16 protein-coding genes are annotated in these 21,760 nt (G+C 72.6%); 12 read left to right on the forward strand and 4 right to left on the reverse strand.

Annotated elements, in window-relative coordinates; translation table 11 throughout:
* Positions 1-29: 29 nt before the first annotated feature.
* From A4A78_RS08000 to A4A78_RS08015, 4 genes are all read right to left on the reverse strand, one after another.
* Positions 30-1,625, reverse strand: a complete 1,596-nt coding sequence (locus A4A78_RS08000) for an HNH endonuclease signature motif containing protein (protein ID WP_062947837.1) — start codon at positions 1,623-1,625, stop codon at positions 30-32.
* Positions 1,626-1,893: 268 nt separating this feature from the next.
* Positions 1,894-2,514, reverse strand: coding sequence for an MBL fold metallo-hydrolase (locus A4A78_RS08005; RefSeq protein ID WP_062947839.1), 621 nt, complete (start codon positions 2,512-2,514; stop codon positions 1,894-1,896).
* Positions 2,511-3,611 carry an S-(hydroxymethyl)mycothiol dehydrogenase gene (locus A4A78_RS08010; protein ID WP_062947841.1) on the reverse strand — a complete coding sequence of 367 codons (1,101 nt, stop codon included), beginning with the start codon at positions 3,609-3,611 and terminating at the stop codon, positions 2,511-2,513. The genes A4A78_RS08005 and A4A78_RS08010 overlap by 4 nt, the downstream gene beginning before the upstream one ends.
* Positions 3,612-3,688: 77 nt before the next feature.
* Positions 3,689-5,575 (reverse strand): hypothetical protein, encoded by a 1,887-nt coding sequence (locus A4A78_RS08015; RefSeq protein ID WP_062947843.1) that lies wholly within the window; start codon positions 5,573-5,575, stop codon positions 3,689-3,691.
* Between the two features lie 200 nt (positions 5,576-5,775).
* Between A4A78_RS08015 and pheS the strand changes: the two genes are divergently transcribed.
* The 12 genes from pheS (at position 5,776) to tyrS (ending at position 20,950) form a co-directional block, all read left to right on the forward strand.
* Positions 5,776-6,882, forward strand: a complete 1,107-nt coding sequence (pheS, locus tag A4A78_RS08020; protein ID WP_062947845.1) for a phenylalanine--tRNA ligase subunit alpha — start codon at positions 5,776-5,778, stop codon at positions 6,880-6,882.
* A gap of 1 nt (position 6,883) precedes the next feature.
* The gene (pheT, locus tag A4A78_RS08025) at positions 6,884-9,484 is read left to right on the forward strand and encodes a phenylalanine--tRNA ligase subunit beta (protein WP_062947847.1); all 2,601 of its coding nucleotides are present in this window, start codon (positions 6,884-6,886) and stop codon (positions 9,482-9,484) included.
* A 158-nt stretch (positions 9,485-9,642) separates the two neighbouring features.
* Positions 9,643-10,146, forward strand: coding sequence for a hypothetical protein (locus A4A78_RS08030; protein ID WP_231880874.1), 504 nt, complete (start codon positions 9,643-9,645; stop codon positions 10,144-10,146).
* Between the two features lie 144 nt (positions 10,147-10,290).
* Positions 10,291-11,403 (forward strand): N-acetyl-gamma-glutamyl-phosphate reductase, encoded by a 1,113-nt coding sequence (gene argC / locus A4A78_RS08035; RefSeq protein ID WP_156488575.1) that lies wholly within the window; start codon positions 10,291-10,293, stop codon positions 11,401-11,403.
* A gap of 106 nt (positions 11,404-11,509) precedes the next feature.
* A complete protein-coding gene (gene argJ, locus A4A78_RS08040; protein WP_062947851.1) occupies positions 11,510-12,679 on the forward strand; it encodes a bifunctional glutamate N-acetyltransferase/amino-acid acetyltransferase ArgJ in 1,170 nt (389 codons plus the stop codon).
* Positions 12,676-13,635: an acetylglutamate kinase gene (gene argB, locus A4A78_RS08045; RefSeq protein WP_062947854.1), complete on the forward strand. Its 960-nt coding sequence runs from the start codon at positions 12,676-12,678 to the stop codon at positions 13,633-13,635. Before argJ ends, argB begins: the two co-directional genes overlap by 4 nt.
* A complete protein-coding gene (locus A4A78_RS08050; protein ID WP_062947856.1) occupies positions 13,628-14,908 on the forward strand; it encodes an acetylornithine transaminase in 1,281 nt (426 codons plus the stop codon). The genes argB and A4A78_RS08050 overlap by 8 nt, the downstream gene beginning before the upstream one ends.
* Before the next feature lies 1 nt (position 14,909).
* Positions 14,910-15,911, forward strand: a complete 1,002-nt coding sequence (argF, locus tag A4A78_RS08055) for an ornithine carbamoyltransferase (protein WP_062947858.1) — start codon at positions 14,910-14,912, stop codon at positions 15,909-15,911.
* Positions 15,908-16,465 carry an arginine repressor gene (locus A4A78_RS08060; protein ID WP_062947860.1) on the forward strand — a complete coding sequence of 186 codons (558 nt, stop codon included), beginning with the start codon at positions 15,908-15,910 and terminating at the stop codon, positions 16,463-16,465. The genes argF and A4A78_RS08060 overlap by 4 nt, the downstream gene beginning before the upstream one ends.
* Positions 16,466-16,663: 198 nt before the next feature.
* Complete coding sequence (locus tag A4A78_RS08065; protein ID WP_062947862.1) at positions 16,664-17,899, forward strand: argininosuccinate synthase; 1,236 nt, start codon at positions 16,664-16,666, stop codon at positions 17,897-17,899.
* Positions 17,896-19,392 carry an argininosuccinate lyase gene (gene argH, locus A4A78_RS08070; protein ID WP_062947864.1) on the forward strand — a complete coding sequence of 499 codons (1,497 nt, stop codon included), beginning with the start codon at positions 17,896-17,898 and terminating at the stop codon, positions 19,390-19,392. Before A4A78_RS08065 ends, argH begins: the two co-directional genes overlap by 4 nt.
* 289 nt (positions 19,393-19,681) lie before the next feature.
* Entirely contained in the window at positions 19,682-20,950 is a 1,269-nt protein-coding gene (gene tyrS / locus A4A78_RS08075; RefSeq protein ID WP_062947867.1) for a tyrosine--tRNA ligase, read from the forward strand.
* Positions 20,951-21,760: the final 810 nt, after the last annotated feature.

Genomic DNA, 21,760 nt, shown 5'->3' on the forward strand with positions numbered 1-21,760 from the left:
CCACGCAGTGGGACGAGGCTGGACTGCGATCAGTACGGCGGCGGTTCGCCGGGCGGGTGCATGTCCCCGTCGTGCCCGACCCACCAGTCGTCCTCGCCATCCGGTCCGGTGACCAGGTCGCCGGGGGAGAGGCCCTGCTCCCGCACCCATCGTCGGCGCGAGGCCGCCTCGGCCCGCAGGTGTCGGAGGTGCTCGTGCTGCTCCCAGGCGGCGGTCATCTCATCGACGACCTGGGCGGTGGCGAGATCCCGGCCGTCCTCCTGCCGGGCCATCATCAGTCCGGAGCTCTCCCACCAGGTCGTGCCCTCGAGGTCGTCGCGCACCGGGTCCAGCAGGCCCAGCGTCTTCAGCCGGTGGTGCTCGCGGCAGAGCTCGTGCAGGTTCTCCGCGTCGGTCGTGCCGCCGGCGTACGGGTCGCCGTGGTCGTACTCCTCGAGGTGATCCGTCTCGGACAGCATCGAGGAGGGGCGGCCGCAGCCGGGCACCGCGCAGGTGGGATGGCGCAGCAGCAGGTGCGCGCGCATCTCGGCGGTGGGCCGGTAGCGCTGCGCCGGGGCGGGGAGGAAGCGGCCTGACGTCGGATCCGTGAGGACCCGGTACCAGGTGCTCTCGTGCCCGGCGAGCTCGCGGGCCATCCGGGCGGGAAGCGGGATGGTGCCGTCGAGCATGCCGGGAGCGTCCGACTGCCCGAGGAGGGTCATGACCGGGACCGTCACGTTGACGCGGACCTGGGGCGGAGGAGGTGCGGCGTCCCCCGTGGCGAGGGCCGAGCTCATCAGCACGTTGTAGCGGGTGCGGGCGAGGGAGGGGATCAGGCAGCTGGCCTCGATCTCGCCTCCCGGATCGACCGGCAACGGGGTGCCCTGCTCGAAGGCGCGGCGCTGACCGTCACGGACGGCATGAGCCGCGAGATCCAGGCGTCGAGACAGGTCGAGTATCTCCGGGATCGGACCGATGATGCGCAGGCAGCCGGTGCCGTCGGGCCGGGGCGGGTCCAGGACCACGCGGCGGCGGTTCTCGGGTCGGGCGTGCTCCGGCTCCTCGCTGCGCGCGACCGCGGCGGCGAGCAGATGGCCGAGGATCCGCGAGAAGACCTCGGGGGAGACGGAGAGGTCGGTGCGGGAGAGCTCGACGTCGAGCCGCCGGAGGGCATCGTCCTCGAGGCTCCCCGTACGTTCCAGCAGCTTCTCGAACCACGGCGCGGGGAGCTCGCCGCGGGAGAGCCGTGCGAAGCACAGGGGGAGCAGCGTGGCCACGCGATGCGCCTCGCGGATGGCCGAGCGCGCCTGCGCGCGGGTGCACCGCAGGGCGAGGGAGAGGTGCAGCTCCTCCATCGCGCGCGCCTCGCGGGGGAGCTCCTCGGGGGAGAGCGGGTCATGGGTCGCCCCGATGATCGCGCGGAACCTCCGGGCCAGCCGGCGCGAGTCCTCGGCGCCGCCGTCCCACAGCTGCTCGAGCAGCTCGGCCGTCTCCGGCGCCCGATGCTCGCCGATGCGCGAGATGTGCTCCCGGGTCGCACGGCGGCGTCGACGCCGACGGGCCCGGACGCGGGACAGGGCGGTGGCCGCCTCGGGGCTCGGAGGCGCGAGCAGCAGCGGTTCGGCGTCGGCCTCGAACTCGCCCATCCTCACCGCCTCCTCGCGGTCACCTCGGGGGTGCTCCTCACCTCCGGGACATGTGACCGATTCTACCGATTCGCCCTGACGGTCGAAAGGTGTGTGGATAACCTCGAAGGGGATCTGACCAGCGGGGACTGTCCTTCGCGGGCATCGCGTGCAGGGGCGTGACATACACCGGCGGCGGCCCTCCGTGGAGGACCGCCGCCGGTGTCAGCGAGCGATGCGACGCCTCAGGACACGCGGCGCTCGGGCGTCTTCCGGATCGAGAGCTCGCTCAGAGCCAGTCGCCCTGCGCCGCCTTCTTCTCCGCACCGATCGTGGTGTCCGGGCCATGGCCGGTGTGCACCACGGTGTCGTCCGGGAGCTGGAACAGCCGCTCGCGGATCGACTGCACGATCGTCTCCCGCGAGGAGAAGGAGCGGCCGGTCGCACCGGGCCCGCCCTGGAACAGGGTGTCCCCGGTGAACACCGCGCGCAGCTCCTCGGAGTAGTAGCAGGTCGAGCCGGGGGAGTGGCCCGGGGTGTGCAGCGCCTCGAGGTTCACGCCCGCGATCGTGAACATGTCCCCGTCGGCGACGTCGTCGTCCCAGGGCAGGTCGCCGTGGGTGAGCTGCCAGACCTCGCGGTCGGCGGGGTTCAGCAGGATCGGGGCCTCGAGCGCCTCGGAGAGCTCCGGCGCGAAGCGCACGTGGTCGTCGTGCGCGTGGGTGAGCAGGATGCCCACGCACTCGCGGTTGCCGACGAGCTCCTCGACCTTCTCGACGTCGTGCGGGGCGTCGAAGACGACGCACTGCTCGTCGTCGCCGAGCACCCATACGTTGTTGTCGACCTCGTGGGTCTCGCCGTCCAGGGAGAACGTCCCCGAGGTGACGGCATGGTCCAGCCGCGCGGTCACTTGGCCACCTCCACCACGGTGCGCAGGTTCGCGCCGTCGTGCAGGCCGTCCAGCGCCGCGTCCGTGCCGGCGAGGTCGGTGCGGCCGGTGACGAAGCGGTCCAGCGGCAGACGGCCCTGCAGGAACAGGTCGGTGAGATAGGGGAAGTCCCGCTCGGGCAGGCAGTCGCCGTACCAGGAGGACTTCAGCGCACCGCCGCGACCGAACACGTCGAGCATGGGGAGCGTGATCTCGACGCCCGGACGGGGCACGCCGACGAGCACCACGCGGCCGGCGAGGTCACGGGCGTAGAACGCGGTCTCGTAGGTCTGCGGGATGCCGACCGCATCGACGACGACGTCCGCGCCGAAGCCGCCGGTGAGCTCCTGCACCTTCTCCGCGACCTGCTGCGGCGAGAGGTCCTTGGTGCACAGGGTGTGCGTGGCGCCGAGCTCCTCGGCGGCGGCGAGCTTCTTCTCGTCGACGTCCAGGCCGATGATCGTGGTGGCGCCGGCGAGCTTCGCGCCCGCGATTGCGGCGCAGCCCACGCCGCCCAGGCCGATCACGGCGAGCGACTCGCCGCGCTGGACCTGGCCGGTGTTGATCGCCGCGCCGATGCCGGCCATCACGCCGCAGCCCAGCAGACCGGCGACCTCGGCCGGGGCGTCCTCGGAGACCTTCGTGCACTGGCCCTCGTGGACCAGGGTCTTCTCCGAGAAGGAGCCGATGCCGAGGGCGGCGGTGAGCTCGGTGCCGTCGGTCAGCGTCATGGGCTTGGAGGCGTTGTGGGTGTCGAAGCAGTACTGCTGCACGCCCTTCTTGCAGGCGCGGCACTCGCCGCACACGGCGCGCCAGTTCAGCACGACGTAGTCGCCGATCTCGACGTGGGTGACGTCCTCGCCGATCGCGGAGACGCGACCAGCGGACTCATGGCCCAGCAGGAACGGGAACTCGTCGTTGATGCCGCCGTCGCGATAGGCGAGGTCGGTGTGGCACACGCCGGTCGCCTCGATGTCGACGACGACGTCGTGGGGGCCGGGATCGGGGATCACGATGTCCACGAGCTCGGCGGGCTTCTTCTCTGCGAGGGCGACGACGCCCTTCACGGTCCAGGACATGCTGGCCTCCTTCGAGGGAACAGGGTCCTGGCCAGCCTATCCGTGCTCGGGACACTCTGCTCCCAGAAGTCCGTGCCTCAGGTGGCGGACGGGGTGGCGTGCTGGCCGCCGGGGGCGCTGGAAGCCGTGGCGCCGCCGCGATCGGCCACGGCCTCGCTGGTCTGCCCGGGCTCGAGGATCTGCCCCGGAGCGTCCGGCCTGTACCCCGTGGGTGCCGAAGCCTGACCCGTCTCGACCAGCATCTCCTGCTCCGCCGTGTCGAGGTGCTTGTAGTCGTAGTACATCCGTTCGGCACCCGACGGGCCGTCCATCGCCCTTGTGGCGAGGTAGTCGAAGGGGTCCTCGCCGACCTCGCTGTACTCCATCATGCTGCGGAGCTCCTGCTCGGTGTAGGCGATGCGGGTGTCGGGAGCGCTGCTGTGGGGATCGGTATGGAGCGTCTCGGGATACATCTCGTTCAGCGACGGGGCGCTGGTCCCGAGGTCGAGCATGTACGTCGGGGCGCGGCCGGTCTCCCCCTGTTCGACGGCGATGGCGTCGTGCCCCTTGCCCCACGACGCAGCACGTGCCTCCCAGACCTGATGGCCGTCCGGATAGGTGCGCGTGATCTTCTCCCGAGCGGAGAACTCCGTCGAGGCCCCTCCGGAGGCCCCCGACTCCTCGGAGCCGATGGACCCGGAAGCGCCGAAGCTGCCGACCACCGTCTCGCGGACGTCCTGGTACCGCTCGAGGACCGGACCGCCGGTGTCCTCCGGCATGGCACCGCTCAGGAGGGCTTCCTGGGCCGCTTGCATGCCGCTCTCATCGCCGGTGAACCGCGCGTGTTCCACCGTGCTCACCTCGACGTCGGCCCCGATCCCGGCCTTGATCGAGACCACGTCCTCCACGCCGACGGAGAAGCCCCCGTCGATGCCGTGTGCGGTCCCCGGCCCCTGGTCCACCGAGATGGTGCCGTCCTCGCCCCGCGCGACGGTGGTGACATAGGTCAGCTCCTCGGAGACCGAGACGTCGGCCCCGGCCCGCACACCGCGGTACGTGACACCCGCAGTGGCCGAGAGCTCGCCGGTGAGTGAGTTCTCCACTGTGGCCGACGAGCCCGGCGGCAGTGTGGACGGGTCGAACGGGTCGATGGCTGCGGCGTCTGCGACGCTGGTGCCCGCGGGGACCGTCACGGAGTAGGAGTGGCTGCTCCCCACCTCGGAGGTGACGGATCCGTCGACGACCTTCCCGTCCGCGCCCACCGTTGACGTGTCGGTGAGCGAGGCCTCGAACACATAGGTGAGGGTGCCGTCCTCGTTGACTATGCGCTCGACCGATTGGCTCCGCGTGATCTTCTTCGAGAGGTCGACCGTCCCCTTGCTCTCCAGATCGACCAGGTCCTCGGACAGCGTGATCTTCTGCGAGTTCTGGGTCGCCTCCCCCTTCACCGCACCCGCGTGGACCTCGCCCTCGAGCGTGGTGTCGCCCTCGCGCGTCGCTTCCTTGAAGTCCTCGTCCTCGATCGGGGGCCGGTCTGTACCACCTGCACCGCCGGCATCGTGGGTGAGGACGTTGCCCATCCCGATGCCCTCGCCGGGCAGTCCGCCCCATCGGCCCCCGGCCGGGGCGCGAAGTCCCCCCAGCAGCCCGAGCAGACCGCCGGCCATCCCTCCGAACGGTCCCTCGAGCAGCCCGCCGAACAGCCCGGCCAGCCCGGTCCCGTCGCCGTCGGAGGCCGTGTCCTGCTCCTCGGCATGGCGGTCGAGCTCGTCCTCGAGCACGGTCAGGCGCTCGCCGAGCGCCTCCATCTTCCGCACCACCAGGGAGCAGCTCTCGCGGAAGCGCTCGGCGTCCTCCCCGTACCAGGCGACGGACTGCGCCGAGCGGCTGATGCCCAGCGCGCTCGTGCGCAGCTGCTCCGAGCCCTGCCGCGTGAGGTTCGCCTGAGCCCGAAGCTGCTCCGTGTCCGCCCCCTGGAAGGCCATTGCGTTCCCCGTCCCGTCCCCTGCTCGTGTCGGCCCGTCCTCCGGGCGTGCCACGAGGCTAGTGCGGAGCGGAGCAGTGCGACATGGGGAGCACTCCCCATGCCCGGCGCCCCGGCGGCGCGGCCTCTCCTAGAATGGTCCGCGGTGCCCGCGTCCCGGCGCGCGCATCCTCCGAGCACTCCAGGACGAAAGCGAACCCCGTGTCCGAGACATCTCCCGCGCCCGGCGGGCCCTCGATCGACGAGCAGTCGATCACCGCCGCTGTCGACGCCGCGCTCGCCGCGATCGCCGCGGCCCCCGACACCGCAGCCCTCAAGCAGGTGCGCATCGAGCACGTCGGCGACGCCAGCGTGCTGACCTCCGCGAACCGCGCCATCAAGGACCTGCCCAAGGACCAGAAGGCCGCCGCCGGCAAGCTCGTCGGCCAGGGCAAGGGCCGCGTGCAGAAGGAGCTCGCCGCCCGCCAGGCCGAGCTCGCCGCCGCCGAGGAGGAGGCCGCGCTCGCCGCGGAGACCGTCGACATGACGCTGCCGACGGACCGTCGGCCCCGCGGTGCCGCGCACCCGCTGTGGACCCTCACCGAGCGCATCGAGGACTTCTTCGTCGGGATCGGCTGGGAGATCGCCGAGGGCCCCGAGGCGGAGTCCTCCTGGCTGAACTTCGACGCGCTGAACGCCGATGCGGAGCACCCCTCGCGCTCGCTGCAGGACACGCTCTACCTCGCGCCCGAGAACTCCGGGATGCTGCTGCGCACCCAGACCTCCCCGGTGCAGATCCGCGCGATGCTCGAGCGCGGCGCCCCGCTGTACATCGCGTGCCCCGGCACCGTCTACCGGGCCGACGAGATCGACGCGACCCACTCGCCGATGTTCAACCAGGTCGAGGGCCTCGCGATCGACAAGGGCCTGACCATGGCGAACCTGGTCGGCACCCTCGACGCGCTCGCCGCGCACCTCTTCGGTGGCGCGCCGATCACCCGCCTGCGCCCCAACCACTTCCCCTTCACCGAGCCGAGCGCGGAGATGGACTTCCGCTGCTTCGCCTGCGAGGCGCGGCTCGGCCTCGAGCACGACGCGGACCCGGAGTGCCGGGTCTGCGGCGGCACCGGCTGGATCGAGATGGGCGGCTGCGGCATGGTCCACCCGAACGTGCTGCGCGCCGCCGGGGTGGACCCCGAGGAGTACCAGGGCTTCGCCTTCGGCCTCGGCATCGAGCGCATCCTCATGCTGCGCAACGGCGTGGCGGACATGCGGGACATGGTGGAGGGCGACGTCCGCTTCTCCCAGCACTACGGGACGGAGATCTGAGATGCCGCGCATTCCCCTGACCTGGCTCGGCGAGCACGTCGAGCTCCCCGCGACCGCCTCCGCGCTCGAGGTCGCCACCGACCTCTCCCGCGTCGGCCTCGAGGAAGAAGCGCTGTTCGGCGCGCAGGTGACCGGCCCGCTCGTGGTCGGCCGCGTGCTCGAGCTCGTCAAGGAGCCGCAGAAGAACGGCAAGACCATCAACTGGGTGCGCGTGGACGTCGGCCCCGAGCACAACGAGGACGCCGACAACCCGAAGGACCCGCAGCCCGGCGAGGAGCGCCCGAGCCGCGGCATCATCTGCGGCGCGCACAACTTCGTCGAGGGCGATCTCGTCGTGGTCTCCCTCCCCGGCACCGTGCTGCCCGGCGACTTCGCGATCGCCGCGCGGAAGACCTACGGCCACACCTCCGACGGCATGATCTGCTCCGGCGAGGAGCTCGGGCTGGGCCCGGACCCCGACGGCGAGGACGGCATCATCGTGCTCGGCCGCGGCCACGCGAAGGGCCTGACCGCCGAGCCCGGCGACGACGCGATCGCGCTGCTCGGCCTCGCGGACGAGGTCGTCGAGATCAACGTGACCCCGGACCGCGGCTACTGCTTCTCGATGCGGGGCGTGGCGCGGGAGTACGGGCACGCCACCGGCGCCGCCTTCACCGACCCCGCATCCGAGGTCGCGATCACCGCGACCGAGGCCGGGGGAGTGCCCGTCCAGCTGCGGGACGAGGCGCCGCTGAACGGCGCCGAGGGCTGCACCCGATTCGTCGCGCTCGAGGTCGAGGGCGTGGACCCCGCCGCGCAGACCCCGCGCTGGATGGCCCGCCGCCTCACCCTCGCCGGCATGCGCCCGATCTCCCTGATCGTCGACGTCACCAACTACGTGATGCTCGACCTGGGCCAGCCGCTGCACGCCTACGACGCCGAGAAGCTCGTCGGCCCCATCACCGTGCGCCGCGCCCGCAAGGGCGAGAAGCTCACCACCCTCGACGACGTCGAGCGCACCCTCGACATCGAGGACCTGCTGATCACCGACGCCGGCGGCCCGGTGGGAGACCGCGTGCTCGGCCTCGCGGGCGTCATGGGCGGCGAGGACACCGAGGTGTCGGACGCGACCACGAGCATCGTGCTCGAGGCCGCGACCTTCGACCCCGTCACCGTGGCCCGCACCGCGCGCCGCCACCGCCTTCCCTCCGAGGCGTCCAAGCGCTTCGAGCGCGGCGTGGACCCGCAGCTCCCGCTGATCGCCGCGCACCGCGCCGCCCAGCTGATCGTCGAGCACGGCGGCGGCACCGTCTCCGCCCGCGTGACCGACGAGGGCGCGGTCGCCGCACCCGCCCCGATCAGCGCAGGCCTGCACGACGCCGAGCGCGTCGTCGGCATCGCCTATACCGACGTGCAGGTGATCTCCTCCCTCGAGGCGATCGGCTGCACCGTCGCGCGCGAGGGCGAGGACGGCCTGCTGGTCACCCCGCCGTCGTGGCGCCCCGACCTCACGATCCGCGAGGACCTCGTCGAGGAGATCGCGCGCCTGGTCGGCTACTCCCAGATCCCCTCGGTGCTGCCGACGGCACCGGGCGGACGCGGGCTCACCGTCGCCCAGCGCGGCCGCCGCGCCGCCCGCCGCGCGCTCGCCGAGGCGGGTCTGGTCGAGGTGAACTCCGCCCCGTTCGTCGCCGGCTCCGTGCACGACCGGCTCCGCTACGGGACGGACGACGCGCGCCGCGAGGCCGTGCGGATCCTCAACCCGCTCTCCGAGGACGAGCCGCTGCTGCGCACCGAGCTGCTGCAGAGCCTCCTGCCCACCGCGCGCCGCAACCTCGGCCGCGGCGAGGAGTCGGTCGCGATCTTCCAGCGCGGCTCCGTGTTCCGCGCCCGCGGGGAACAGGGCGCCGCCCCGGTGCCCGCCGCCGCCCAGCGTCCCAGCGAGCAGGAGCTCGAGGCGATCCTCGCCGCGCTGCCCGCGCAGACCGGGGCGCTCGCCGCGGTCATCGGCGGCGCCTCCGGCCCCGACTCCTGGCAGGGCGAGCCCGCGCCATGGGGCTGGACCGATGCGCTCGACCTCGCCCGCCGCGCGGCCGCCGCCGTCGGCGCCGAGCTCGAGGTGCGCCAGACCGAGCATGCGCCCTTCCACCCGGGCCGCGCCGCCGAGCTGCGCGTCCACACGGCCGACGGGGACAGCCGCGTGGTCGGCGCCGCCGGCGAGCTGCACCCCGCCGTGCTCAAGGAGTACGACCTGCCGGCCCGCTCGGCCGCCTTCGAGATCGACCTCGAGGCCGTGATCGCCGCCGCTCCCGCCGTGGTGCGCGCCGAGCCGGTGCCCACCTACCCGCCGGCGAAGGAGGACTTCGCCTTCGTGGTGGAGGAGTCCGTGCCTGCGAGCGCCGTCGAGGCCGCGATCGTGGTGGGCGCGGGCGACCTCGCCGAGCGCGTCCACCTGTTCGACGTGTTCACCGGCGAGCAGATCGGGGAGGGGAAGAAGTCCCTCGCCTTCGCGATCCGGCTCCGCTCCGGCGAGGGCACGCTGACCGCCGAGCAGATCGGCGAGACCCGCCGGCGGATCATCGCCGCGGTCCAGTCCGCCGTCGGCGGCGTGCTGCGGGCCTGAGCGGCCGCGGCGCCGACGAGGCGCGCAGCAGCCACCACGCAGGGGAGGGGCCCCGCTCGACCGAGCGGGGTCCCTCCTGCGTCCGCGACGCGTCCTCGGACGCACAACGCTCGCCGTCGGCCCGACGGGGGAGGTTCCGGTCTGGATAGGGTGTGGCCGTGACCACGCCTCACGGAGACCCTGACCCCGCAGCTCCGCACCCCGAGTCCGCCGCCGGGCCGATGCCGTCGTACGCGGCGGTGCGACCCGGGCCGCGCGGCACGATCGCCTGGGCGCTCGGCTTCGTCGCCTACGTCCCGATCCCGTTCGTGAACGTGCTCGTCGCCGGGATCACGCAGCTCGTCGTCGGCCTCCGACAGCGCCGCCACGGCGGCCTCGCCGCCGAGAACGGCGTGCGCGCCGCGAACTGGGGCCTCACCCAGCTGTGCTGGCCCGTGCTGATGGCCCTCTCGCTCGCGCTCGGCGTGCTCACCGGGGAGTCCACGGGCGACGGCGTGCTGTTCCATCCGGCGATGGAGGCCGTCGTGGTCACCGTGGTGATCCTCTATTTCGTGCTCGGGCTGATGCAGCTGATCTACGCGATCGTCGGCACCGTCCAGGCGAGCAGGGGTGCACGCGTCGGCCTGCCCGTCATCCCGTTCCTCCGCCGCCCGCGGGGCTGAGGCGCTGCGAGGTGCCCGGTCGGACCTGGTCGCAGGGAGAAGGGGCTGGCCTGTGACCTCGCCGCTGGCCACCCCGCCGTCCACCACGTGAACACTCCGCACCCCCGCTGGCTGTTCATGCAGTTGGCTGTATATACTTCCGACATGACGTCCGAGAGCAGCGCCACCGCCCCCGTCCCGGCGATCGAGCAGGCCGCGCGACGTCCGCGCGTCGCCGTCGTCGGCGCCTCCGGCTACGCCGGCGGGGAGACCCTGCGCCTGCTCGCCGGCCACCCCGGCGTCGAGGTCGCGACCGTGACCGCGCACTCCAGCGCCGGCAAGAGGCTCTCCGAGGTCGCCCCGCACATCGACCTCGGCCACGACCCCGTGCTGCAGGAGACGGGCGTGGAGACCCTGCGCGGCCATGACGTCGTGGTCCTCGCCCTCCCGCACGGCCAGTCGGGGCAGATCGCCGCCGCCCTGCGCGCCGAGGACCCGGACGTGCTCGTGCTCGACCTCGGCGCCGACCACCGGCTCGAGAGCGCCGAGGAGTGGGAGGCCTACTACCGCAGCGAGCACTCCGGCACCTGGACCTACGGCATGCCCGAGCTGCCGCTGGCCGACGGCACCCGCCAGCGCGAACAGCTGCGCACCGCCCGCGAGATCGCCGTGCCCGGCTGCAACGCGACCGCCGTGACGCTCGCCCTCGCGCCGCTGCTGCGCGCCGAGCTGCTGGACGCCGGCGCGCTGAGCGCGGTCCTGCCCGTCGGCTACTCCGGCGCCGGCCGCGCCGCCAAGCAGCACCTGCTGTTCTCCGAGGCCTCCGGCACCGCCGCGCCCTACGCGGTCGGCGGCACCCACCGCCACGTCCCCGAGGTGCTGCAGAACCTCCGCCGCGCCACCGGCCGCGAGGACGCCCGCCTCGGCTTCACCCCGGTGCTCGTCCCCATGAGCCGCGGGATCCTCGCCGTGTGCACCGCCCCGGTCGCCGAGGGCACCACCACCGCCGACCTCCTCGCCGCCCTCGAGCAGGACTACGCCGGCGAGCACTTCGTGACCGTCCTGCCCGAGGGCAGCGCCCCCGCGACCGGGCAGGTCGCCGGCGCGAACACGATCCGCATCGGCGCCGCCGTCGACGCCCGCAGCGGCCAGGCCACCGTCATCTCCGCGATCGACAACCTCGTCAAGGGCACGGCCGGCGCCGCGCTCCAGTCGATGAACCTCGCCCTCGGCCTGCCCGAGGCGACCGGTCTCAGTCGCACCGCGCTCGCCCCCTGACCCTCGCCCGCCGGGCCCTGCCGGCCCGTCGGCTCCCGTCGGCCGGCCGGCGCGCCCGTCCGAGCTCCACCCCCGCGCCCCTCGCCCCACGCTCCCAGGAGACCCCGTGTCGATCACCCGCCCCCGCGGCTTCCGCGCCGTCGGCCTCGCCGCCGGCATCAAGGCCGCCCCCAAGGAGGACCTCGCCCTCGTCCTCAACGACGGCCCGCGCGACGTCGCCGCCGCCGTGTTCACCGCCAACCGCGTCCAGGCCGCGCCCGTGATCTGGTCCCGCCGGGCCGTCGCCGACGGCCGGGCCCGCGCCGTGGTCCTGAACTCCGGCGGCGCCAACGCCTGCACCGGGCCCGAGGGGTTCCAGGACACCCACCGCACCGCCGAGCACCTCGCCGACCTCCTCGACATCGCGGCCCAGGACGTGCTCGTGTGCTCCACCGGCCTGATCGGTGAGCGGCTGCCGATGGAGCCGCTGCTGGCCGGCGTCACCTCGGCGGTCGACCGGCTCGACGCCGGGGAGGAGGCCGACGCCTCCGCCTCCCGCGCCATCATGACCACCGACTCCGTCCCCAAGACGGCCGAGGTCACGCTCCCCTCCGGCGTCGTCGTGGGCGGGATCGCGAAGGGCGCCGGCATGCTCGCCCCGCAGCTGGCGACCATGCTCGTCGTCCTCACCACCGACGCCGACGTCGACGCCGCCACCGCCGAGGAGGCGCTGCGCGGCGCGACCCGCACCACCTTCGACCGCGTCGACTCCGACGCCTGCATGTCCACCAACGACACCGTCATCCTGCTGGCCTCCGGAGCCAGCGGCGTGACCCTGGGCGTCCAGGAGCTCACCGAGGCGGTGCGCACGGTCAGCGCGGACCTCGCCCGCCAGCTCGTCGGCGACGCCGAGGGCGCCAGCCACGACGTGCACGTCGTGGTCCGCTCCGCCACCACCGAGGACGCTGCCGAGGCAGTGGCCCGGGAGATCGCCCGCTCCAACCTGGTCAAGGCCGCGATCTTCGGCAACGACCCCAACTGGGGCCGGATCGTCGCGGCGGCCGGCTGCGTGCCCGAGGCCGTCGCCCCCTTCGCCGTCGAGGACCTCTCGGTCACCGTCAACGGCGTGGAGGTGTGCCGCGGCGGCGGCGCCCACCGCGACCGCTCCGAGGTCGACATGACCCCGCGCGAGACCCTCATCGGGGTGGACCTCGGCGCGGGCTCCGCGAGCGCGGACATCTGGACGAACGACCTCACGCACGACTACGTCGAAGAGAACAGCGCCTACTCCTCATGACCACATCGAAGCCGTCCGCCGCGCCCTCCAAGAACCCGCTGGCCGACCTCACCCCGGCCCAGGCCGCGGCGCATGCGAAGTCCGAGATCCTCATCGAGGCGCTGCCCTGGATGCAGCGCTTCCGCGGCAAGATCGTCGTGGTCAAGTACGGCGGCAACGCCATGATCGACGACGACCTGCGCCGCGCCTTCGCCGCCGACATGGTGTTCATGCGCCACGCCGGCATCCACGTCGTCGTCGTCCACGGAGGCGGCCCCCAGATCAACGCGATGCTGGGCCGCGTCGGGATCGAGTCCGAGTTCCGCGGCGGGCTGCGCGTGACCGACGAGGACACCATGGACGTGGTGCGGATGGTGCTGGTGGGCCAGGTGGGCCGCGAGCTCGTCGGCCTGATCAACAGCCACGGCCCCTACGCGATCGGCATGTCCGGCGAGGACGCGCGGCTGTTCGCCGCCCGCCGCCGCGGCACCGTCGTGGACGGGGAGGAGGTCGACCTCGGCAACGTCGGCGAGGTCACCGAGGTGCGACCCGAGTCGATCCAGGACCTCCTGGACGCCGGCCGGATCCCGGTGGTCTCCTCGATCGCTCCCGAGACCGACGAGGACGGCCGCCCCACCGGCGCGGTCCTGAACATCAACGCCGACCTCGCCGCCGCCGCGCTCGCCGCGGGCCTCGACGCCGAGAAGCTCGTGGTGCTCACCGACGTCGAGGGCCTCTACCGCGACTGGCCGGACCGCGACTCGCTGATCCCCGAGATCTCCGCGAGCGAGCTGAGGGAGATGCTGCCCGGCCTCACCGCCGGGATGATCCCCAAGGCCGAGTCGCTGCTGGACGCGGTGGACTCCGGGGTGCGCACCGCCGCGATGACCGATGGCAGGATCGAGCACGCCGTGCTGCTGGAGGTCTTCACCGACAAGGGCGTGGGCACGATGGTCAGGAGGGACGACTATGTCTGAGACGCAGACGCAGGACACGACGCCGGCACAGGGTGCGACGCAGCAGGACGCCCAGGAGCTCGCCGGCCGCTACTCCCGCTCCATGATCGGCGTGTTCGGCACCCCGCAGCGCGTGCTCGTGCGCGGCGAGGGTACGCACGTGTGGGACGCCGACGGGAAGGAGTACCTCGACCTCCTCGGCGGGATCGCCGTCAACGCCCTCGGCCACGCCCACCCCGACGTGGTGGCCGCGATGACGAAGCAGGCGGGCACCCTCGTGCACGTCTCGAACTTCTTCGCCACCCCCACCCAGATCGAGCTCGCCGAGCGGCTGCTGCAGCTGGCGCAGGCGCCCGAGGGCTCGGGCGTGTTCTTCACGAACTCCGGCACCGAGTCCAACGAGGCGGCCTTCAAGATCGCCCGCCGCACCGGCCGCCCCCGGATCCTCGCGCTCGAGAAGAGCTTCCACGGCCGCACCATGGGCGCGCTCGCGCTCACCCACAAGGAGGCCTACCGCGCCCCCTTCGAGCCGCTGCCCGGCGGGGTCGAGTTCCTGCCCTCTGGGGACGTGGCCGCGCTCGAGGCGGCCCTCGCCCCAGGGGACGTCGCCGCGCTCGTGCTCGAGCCCATCCAGGGCGAGGCCGGAGTGCTGCCGCTGACGGAGGAGTACCTCCGCGCGGCCCGCGAGCTCACCGCCCGCCACGGCGCCCTGCTGATCCTCGACGAGGTCCAGACCGGCGTCGGGCGGACGGGGGAGTGGTTCGCCCACCAGGCGATCGAGGGGCTGCAGCCCGACGTGATGACGCTGGCCAAGGGCCTCGGCGGCGGCTTCCCGATCGGCGCCGTGCTCACCTACGGCGAGCACGCCACCGGCCTGCTGAGCCCCGGCCAGCACGGCACCACCTTCGGCGGCAACCCGCTGGGCGCGGCCGTGTCCCTCGCCGTGCTCGGCACCCTCGCCGAGGACGGCCTGCTCGGCAACGCCCGCACGCTCGGCACGCAGCTGCAGGCCCGGATCCTCGAGCTCGCCGGACGCGATCCGCGGATCACCGGCGTGCGCGGCGCAGGACTGCTGCAGGGGATCACCCTCGCCGCCCCGATCGCGCCGCAGGTCGCCGCCGCCGCCCTCGAGCACGGCTTCATCCTCAACGCCGCGAACCCGAGCACCCTGCGGCTCGCCCCGCCGCTGATCATCACCGACGAGGAGCTCGGCTCCTTCGTCGAGGCGCTGCCCGCCCTGCTCGACGCCGCCGAGCGGGCCGCCGCCTCCACCACCGACGAGAAGAGGTCCTGACATGCCCCGCCACTTCCTGCGCGACGACGACCTGAGCCCCGCGGAGCAGAAGGAGGTCCTCGCCCTCGCCCTCGAGCTCGCCGGCGACCGCTTCGCCAAGCGCCCTCTGGAGGGACCGCGCACCGTCGCCGTCATGTTCGACAAGGCCTCCACCCGCACCCGCGTCTCCTTCGCCACCGGCATCGCCGAGCTCGGCGGCAGCCCGCTGGTGATAGACGCGGGCTCCAGCCAGCTGGGACGCGGCGAGTCCGTCGCCGACACCACCGAGGTGCTCACCCGCATGGTCTCCGCGATCGTGTGGCGCACCTTCGGCCAGGAGCGGATCGAGGAGATGGCGGCCCACGCGACCGTGCCCGTGGTCAACGCGCTGACCGACGATTTCCACCCCTGCCAGATCCTCGCCGATCTCCAGACGATCGCCCAGCACACCGGGGGACTGGCCGACGGCGACGCCGCGCTCGCCGGCCGCTCCCTCGCCTATCTCGGCGACGGCGCGAACAACATGGCCCACTCCTACCTGCTCGGCGGCGTCACCGCCGGGATGGACGTGCGGATCGCCTCGCCCGCCTCCCACCGCCCCGATCCCGGGATCGTCGCCCGCGCCGAGGAGATCGCCGCGTCGACCGGCGGCGCGGTGCTCGTCACCGACGACCCGCGCGAGGCGGTCACGGGCGCCAGTGCCGTCATCACCGACACCTGGGTCTCCATGGGCCAGGAGGGCGAGGACGGCCGCGGCGAGGAGACCTTCGCCCCCTTCCAGGTCACCTCCGAGCTGATGGCGCTCTCCGGCGGGATCTTCCTGCACTGCCTGCCCGCCTATCGCGGCAAGGAGGTCACCGCCGAGGTCATCGACGGCCCCGCCTCCGTGGTGTGGGACGAGGCGGAGAACCGCCTCCACGCCCAGAAGGCCCTGCTGACCTGGCTGCTCGAGCACCCCGACGAGAACACCGCCCCCCACGCCGTCGCGCACGTCCGCACTCGCGGCGCCCGGGAGCGCGCATGACCGACTCCCGGCGCGCCCTCGCGCAGACCAAGACCTCGCGCCAGCAGCGCATCGTGCAGCTGCTGACCCACGAGGAGGTCTCCTCCCAGTCGCAGCTCGCGCAGCTGCTGACCGCGGAGGGGATCGAGGTCACCCAGGCGACGCTCTCGCGGGATCTCGTCGAGCTGCAGGCCGAGAAGGTCCGCGGCTCGGCCGGGAGCCTCGTCTACCGCCTCCCGCCCGAGGGCGGCACCGCCCGTCCCGTCGGCGCCGAGGGCGAGCTGCTCGAGGCGCGCCTGCCGCGGCTGGCCGAAGGGCTGCTCGTCTCCGCCGAGGCGAGCGGGAACCTCGTCGTCGTGCGCACCCCGCCCGGCGGCGCCCAGTACCTCGCCTCCGCGATGGACCGCTCCGTCATGCCCGACGTGCTCGGTACCATCGCCGGGGACGACACCGTCCTGCTGGTCTCCCGGGACCCCGCGGGCGGGGACCGCCTCGCCGAGCGGCTCCTCGACCTCGCCGAGGGCCGGCGCGAGCTCGGCGCCCTCGACGAGGACGAGGGCGGCGAGGCGCCGTGACGGCGCGCACCGAGCAGGTCCGCCCGTCGGCCTCCGCCGGGACGACCCCGGCACGCTGACCTCGCAGACCCTGACCTCGCCCACCTCCGGACCCAGGGACCGGGCCCCCGCGCCCGTCCCGCCGCCGCACGGCCCGCCCCGGCTGCCGCGGCACCACCCCGACCACCACTGAACCCCCACGACCTAGGAGCACCCCTCATGACCGAGAAGATCGTCCTCGCCTACTCCGGCGGACTCGACACCTCCGTCGCCATCGGCTGGATCCACGACGCCACCGGCGCCGACGTCATCGCCTGCGCGGTCGACGTGGGCCAGGGCGGCGAGGACCTCGAGGTCATCCGCCAGCGCGCCCTGGACTGCGGCGCCGTCGAGGCCTACGTCGCCGACGCCCGCGACGAGTTCGCGAACGAGTACTGCATGCCCGCCCTCAAGGCGAACTCGCTGTACATGGACGCCTACCCGAACGTCTCCGCGATCTCCCGCCCCGTGATCACCAAGCACCTGGTCAAGGCCGCGAAGAAGTACGGCGCCACCACCGTCGCCCACGGCTGCACCGGCAAGGGCAACGACCAGGTGCGCTTCGAGGTCTCGATCACCTCGCTCGCGCCCGAGCTCAAGTGCATCGCCCCCGTGCGCGACCTCGCGCTGACCCGCGACAAGGCCATCGAGTACGCCGAGCGCAAGGGCCTGCCGATCGCGACCACCAAGCACAACCCCTTCTCCATCGACCAGAACGTCTGGGGCCGCGCGATCGAGACCGGCTTCCTCGAGGACATCTGGAACGAGCCCACCAAGGACGTCTTCTCCTACACCGACGACCCGGCCTTCCCGCCGGTCGCCGACGAGGTCGTCATCTCCTTCGCGCAGGGCGTCCCCGTCGCGATCGACGGCCGCGCCGTCACCCCGCTCGAGGCGATCCAGGAGCTCAACCGCCGCGCCGGCGCCCAGGGCATCGGACGCATCGACATCGTCGAGGACCGCCTGGTGGGCATCAAGTCCCGCGAGGTCTACGAGGCGCCGGGCGCGATGACGCTGATCACCGCCCACCAGGAGCTCGAGCGCGTGACCCTCGAGCGCGAGCAGGCCCGCTTCAAGCGCCAGGTCGGCGACCGCTGGACCGAGATGGTCTACGACGGCCAGTGGTTCTCCCCGCTGAAGAAGTCGCTCGACGCCTTCATCGAGGACACCCAGCGCTACGTCAACGGCGACATCCGCATGACCCTCCACGGCGGCCGCGCCACCGTCACCGGGCGCCGCTCCGAGACCGGCCTGTACGACTTCAACCTCGCCACCTACGACGAGGGCGACACCTTCGACCAGGCCAGCGCCCGCGGCTTCATCGACATCTACGGCCTCGCCGCCAAGCAGGCCGCGGCGCGCGACGTGGCGCTCGGCAACGGCGAGGACCTCGACGCCGCCGAGGACCAGGCATGAGCGACGCCCCCTCCGCGAACTCGCACGGGGAGCCGACGGGCGCCGTCGGTCCCGGGGCCGACGCGTCGGCCGCGCAGGAGAGCGCCGCGCTGTGGGGCGGACGCTTCGGCTCCGGTCCGGCGGCCGCGCTGGCGGCGCTGTCCGTGTCCACGCACTTCGACTGGCGGCTCGCCCAGTACGACCTGCGCGGCTCGAAGGCGCACGCGAACGTGCTCCACGCCGCCGGGCTGCTGAGCGACGAGGAGCTCGCCGGGATGCAGGACGCGCTGGACCGCCTCGCGGCCGACGTCGCCTCCGGCGCCTTCTCCGCGGCGCCCGAGGACGAGGACGTGCACACCGCCCTCGAGCGCGGCCTGATCGAGCGGGCGGGGAAGGACCTCGGCGGCAAGCTGCGGGCCGGCCGCTCCCGCAACGACCAGATCGCGACCCTGATCCGCCTGTTCATCCGCGACCAGGCCCGTGCGGTCGGCGATCAGGTCCTGGACCTCGTCGACGTGCTCGTGGCCCGCGCCCGCGAGGTGCACGGCGCGCCCATGCCGGGCCGCACCCACCTCCAGCACGCACAGCCGCTGCTGCTCAGCCACCACCTGCTGGCCCATGCCTGGCCGCTGCTGCGGGACGTGGAGCGGCTGCGGGACCTGGACGCCCGCGCGGACTCCTCCCCGTACGGCTCGGGCGCCCTGGCGGGCTCGAGCCTGGGCCTGGACCCGCAGGCCGTCGCCCGCGAGCTCGGGTTCGGCGACTCGGTGTGGAACTCGATCGACGGGACTGCCTCGCGGGACCTGACTGCGGAGTTCTCCTTCGTGCTGGCGATGATCGGCATCGACCTCTCGCGTCTCGCGGAGGAGGTCATCCTGTGGAACACGAAGGAGTTCTCGTTCATCACGCTGGACGACTCCTACTCCACCGGCTCCTCGATCATGCCGCAGAAGAAGAATCCCGACATCGCCGAGCTCGCCCGCGGCAAGGCCGGGCGCGTGGTGGGCGACCTGGTGGGGCTGCTGACCACGCTCAAGGCGCTGCCGCTGGCGTACAACCGCGATCTGCAGGAGGACAAGGAGCCGGTCTTCGACCAGGTCGACTCGCTCGACCTCGTGCTCCCGGCCTTCACCGGGATGATGGCGACGCTGACCTTCCACACGGAGCGGATGGCGGAGCTGGCCCCGCAGGGCTTCTCCCTCGCCACCGACATCGCCGACCACCTCGTGCGCCGCGGCGTCCCGTTCCGGGTCGCGCACGAGATCTCCGGCTCCTGCGTGAAGGTCGCCGAGGAGCAGGACAAGGAGCTGTGGGACCTCACCGACGACGAGCTCGCCGGGATCTCCGAGCACCTCGACCCCTCGGTCCGGGAGGTGCTCTCCGTCGAGGGCTCCATCGCCTCCCGCGATGCGAAGGGCGGCACCGCCCCGGTGCGTGTCGCCGAGCAGACCGACGCCGCGGCCGCCCAGGTGGCCGGTCTGCGCTCCTTCACCCGGGACCGCGCCGAGGGCTGACACCCGCGCGACGAGGCGGCGCTCCGGGCCCTGCCTGCCGGGGGAGCTCCGCCCCTGGGCGGCCGGGCGCCGCGCTGCGACACCCGCCTCCCGGCGCGGTGTCCACCGGAGGGATGGGCGAGGCCCGGGACCTGCACCTGACAGGTCCCGGGCCTCTCGCATGCCGTCCACGACCGCCGACGCCAACGGACCCGCGCGCGATATCGCGTGGCACCCCGCCCCGTGGGTGGGGGACAATGACCGTGGCCCCGACCGGGGACCGCACCGCACCACCGAGAGGAAACGATCGATGCATTCCGTCCTGGACGAGCTCGCCTGGCGAGGACTCGTCGTGCAGACCACCGGGCGCGAGGCGCTCGGAAGCGCTCTGGCGGACGGACCGATCAGCCTCTATTGCGGCTTCGACCCGACCGCCGCGTCCCTGCACGTCGGCCACCTGACCCAGGTGCTCACGATGCGTCGCCTGCAGCTGGCCGGCCACCGCCCCTTCGCCCTCGTGGGCGGGGCGACCGGTCTGATCGGCGACCCCCGCATGTCCGGCGAACGCGTGCTCAACGACGCCGAGCTCGTCGCGACCTGGGTCGAGAGCCTGCGCGGCCAGATCTCCCGCTTCCTCGACCTCGAGGGAGAGTTCGGCGTGACCATGGTGAACAACCTCGACTGGATCGGGCAGATGAGCGCGCTCGATTTCCTGCGGGACATGGGCAAGCACTACCGCATGGGCACGATGCTCGCGAAGGACACCGTCGCCCGCCGTCTCCAGAGCGATGAGGGCATCAGCTACACGGAGTTCAGCTACCAGGTCCTGCAGGGCATCGACTACCTCGAGCTGCATCGCCGGTACGGGGTGTCCCTGCAGTACGGGGGCAACGACCAGTGGGGCAACCTCCTCTCCGGCGTCGACCTCATCCACAAGGTCGAGGGGCACGAGGTCCATGCGCTGACCACCCCGCTGGTCACCAAGGCCGACGGCACCAAGTTCGGCAAGAGCGAGGGCGGCGCGGTGTGGCTGGACGCGGAGCTCACCAGCCCCTACGCCTTCCACCAGTTCTGGCTCAACGCGGCCGACGCGGACGTCGTGAACTACCTGCGCTTCTTCACCTTCCGCAGCCAGGAGGAGATCGCGGAGCTGGAGCACGCCACCGAGACGGCCTCGCACGAGCGCGCCGCGCAGAGGGCTCTGGCCGATGAGCTCACGACCATGGTCCACGGTGCCCAGGCCACCGAGCAGGCGAAGGCCGCGGCCTCCGTCCTCTTCGGCCGTGGGGACGTGCGCGCGCTGGACGAGCAGACCGTCCTCGCCATCGCCCGCGAGCTGCCCGGGGCGGAGGTCTCCGCGACCACGCCCCTGGTGGACGCATTCGTCAGCGCCGGCATCGCGCAGTCCAAGGGCGCGGCCCGACGGGACGCCGACGGGGGAGGACTCTCCGTGAACGGGGAGAAGATCTCCGCCGACGACCTCGCCCGGGAGGTCGGGGAGCTCGACGCGCTGCCGGGGGCGCGGCTCCTGCTGCGTCGCGGTCGCAAGAACGCCGCGATGGTGCACCGCCGCGACTGACCGGACCGGAGCGTCGACCCCCACGTCGACACGCCGACGCGGATCCCGCCGCCATCCCACTGAGCCCCGCCCTCGACGCACAGTCGAGAGGCGGGGCTCGGTACATGCCAGGGGGTATGCCGGGGGAGTGGTCGGCCGGGCTCTCCTGAGCGACGGCCCGAAGGGTGCGGATAGCCGTCGACGCGCTTGCTTGTCAACCTGACGATAAGGACCGGTGACCCCTCTCTCAGGCGTGGGTCACATTCGGGTGAACGAGCGCTTTCCCGCCGAGGCAAACCCAGTCCTGACCTGCAATAACAAGCATCACGAGGGGTGAACGGGGGCTGAATGGAGCGGCTTGACGACCCCTCGCGGGACCCGTAATGTTCTTTCTTGTCAGCAGCGAGGACGCAGACGCGAAGGGCCGAGAGCCTCCCCCCGGGGAGGAGAGAGGAACGGAGCGACTGGGAGTCACTGCGGGCCCGCCGGAACGAGCGATCGGACCAGCGGCCGTGACTCGGACACGGAAGGATCGCGCCGCGATCCGGAGGTGGCCGGGACCACACGGAGCGGAGTTGGACCTGACCGCGAAGAACTGCTAGAGTAGTGACTCGCGCCGGGACGACGAAGCAAGTAGGAGTCGTCGGACGGGATTACCCGCCGGCAACGAGCCTCAGAGATGAACCGCAGAAGCGGGGACTCGACGATGTGCGCGTGTTGCTTGATATCTCAATAGCGTGTCTGTTTATCGATGCCATTATTTTGAATGGCAGATTATAACGGATGATACAGCAGTTAATGCTGGTTGTTTGTTTATTTTGTCAGGTTTAT

The sequence above is a fragment of the Brachybacterium sp. sponge genome (assembly GCF_001613775.1).
Classification (GTDB): domain Bacteria; phylum Actinomycetota; class Actinomycetes; order Actinomycetales; family Dermabacteraceae; genus Brachybacterium; species Brachybacterium conglomeratum.

Coding starts and splice junctions, on each gene's coding strand:
- A4A78_RS08000 (WP_062947837.1), bottom strand. CDS start 1,625: ATGGGCGAGTTCGAGGCCGACGCCGAACCGCTGCTGCTCGCGCCTCCG.
- A4A78_RS08010 (WP_062947841.1), bottom strand. CDS start 3,611: ATGTCCTGGACCGTGAAGGGCGTCGTCGCCCTCGCAGAGAAGAAGCCC.
- A4A78_RS08015 (WP_062947843.1), bottom strand. CDS start 5,575: ATGGCCTTCCAGGGGGCGGACACGGAGCAGCTTCGGGCTCAGGCGAAC.
- pheT (WP_062947847.1), top strand. CDS start 6,884: ATGCCGCGCATTCCCCTGACCTGGCTCGGCGAGCACGTCGAGCTCCCC.
- argC (WP_156488575.1), top strand. CDS start 10,291: ATGACGTCCGAGAGCAGCGCCACCGCCCCCGTCCCGGCGATCGAGCAG.
- argB (WP_062947854.1), top strand. CDS start 12,676: ATGACCACATCGAAGCCGTCCGCCGCGCCCTCCAAGAACCCGCTGGCC.
- A4A78_RS08050 (WP_062947856.1), top strand. CDS start 13,628: ATGTCTGAGACGCAGACGCAGGACACGACGCCGGCACAGGGTGCGACG.
- argF (WP_062947858.1), top strand. CDS start 14,910: ATGCCCCGCCACTTCCTGCGCGACGACGACCTGAGCCCCGCGGAGCAG.
- A4A78_RS08060 (WP_062947860.1), top strand. CDS start 15,908: ATGACCGACTCCCGGCGCGCCCTCGCGCAGACCAAGACCTCGCGCCAG.
- A4A78_RS08065 (WP_062947862.1), top strand. CDS start 16,664: ATGACCGAGAAGATCGTCCTCGCCTACTCCGGCGGACTCGACACCTCC.
- argH (WP_062947864.1), top strand. CDS start 17,896: ATGAGCGACGCCCCCTCCGCGAACTCGCACGGGGAGCCGACGGGCGCC.
- tyrS (WP_062947867.1), top strand. CDS start 19,682: ATGCATTCCGTCCTGGACGAGCTCGCCTGGCGAGGACTCGTCGTGCAG.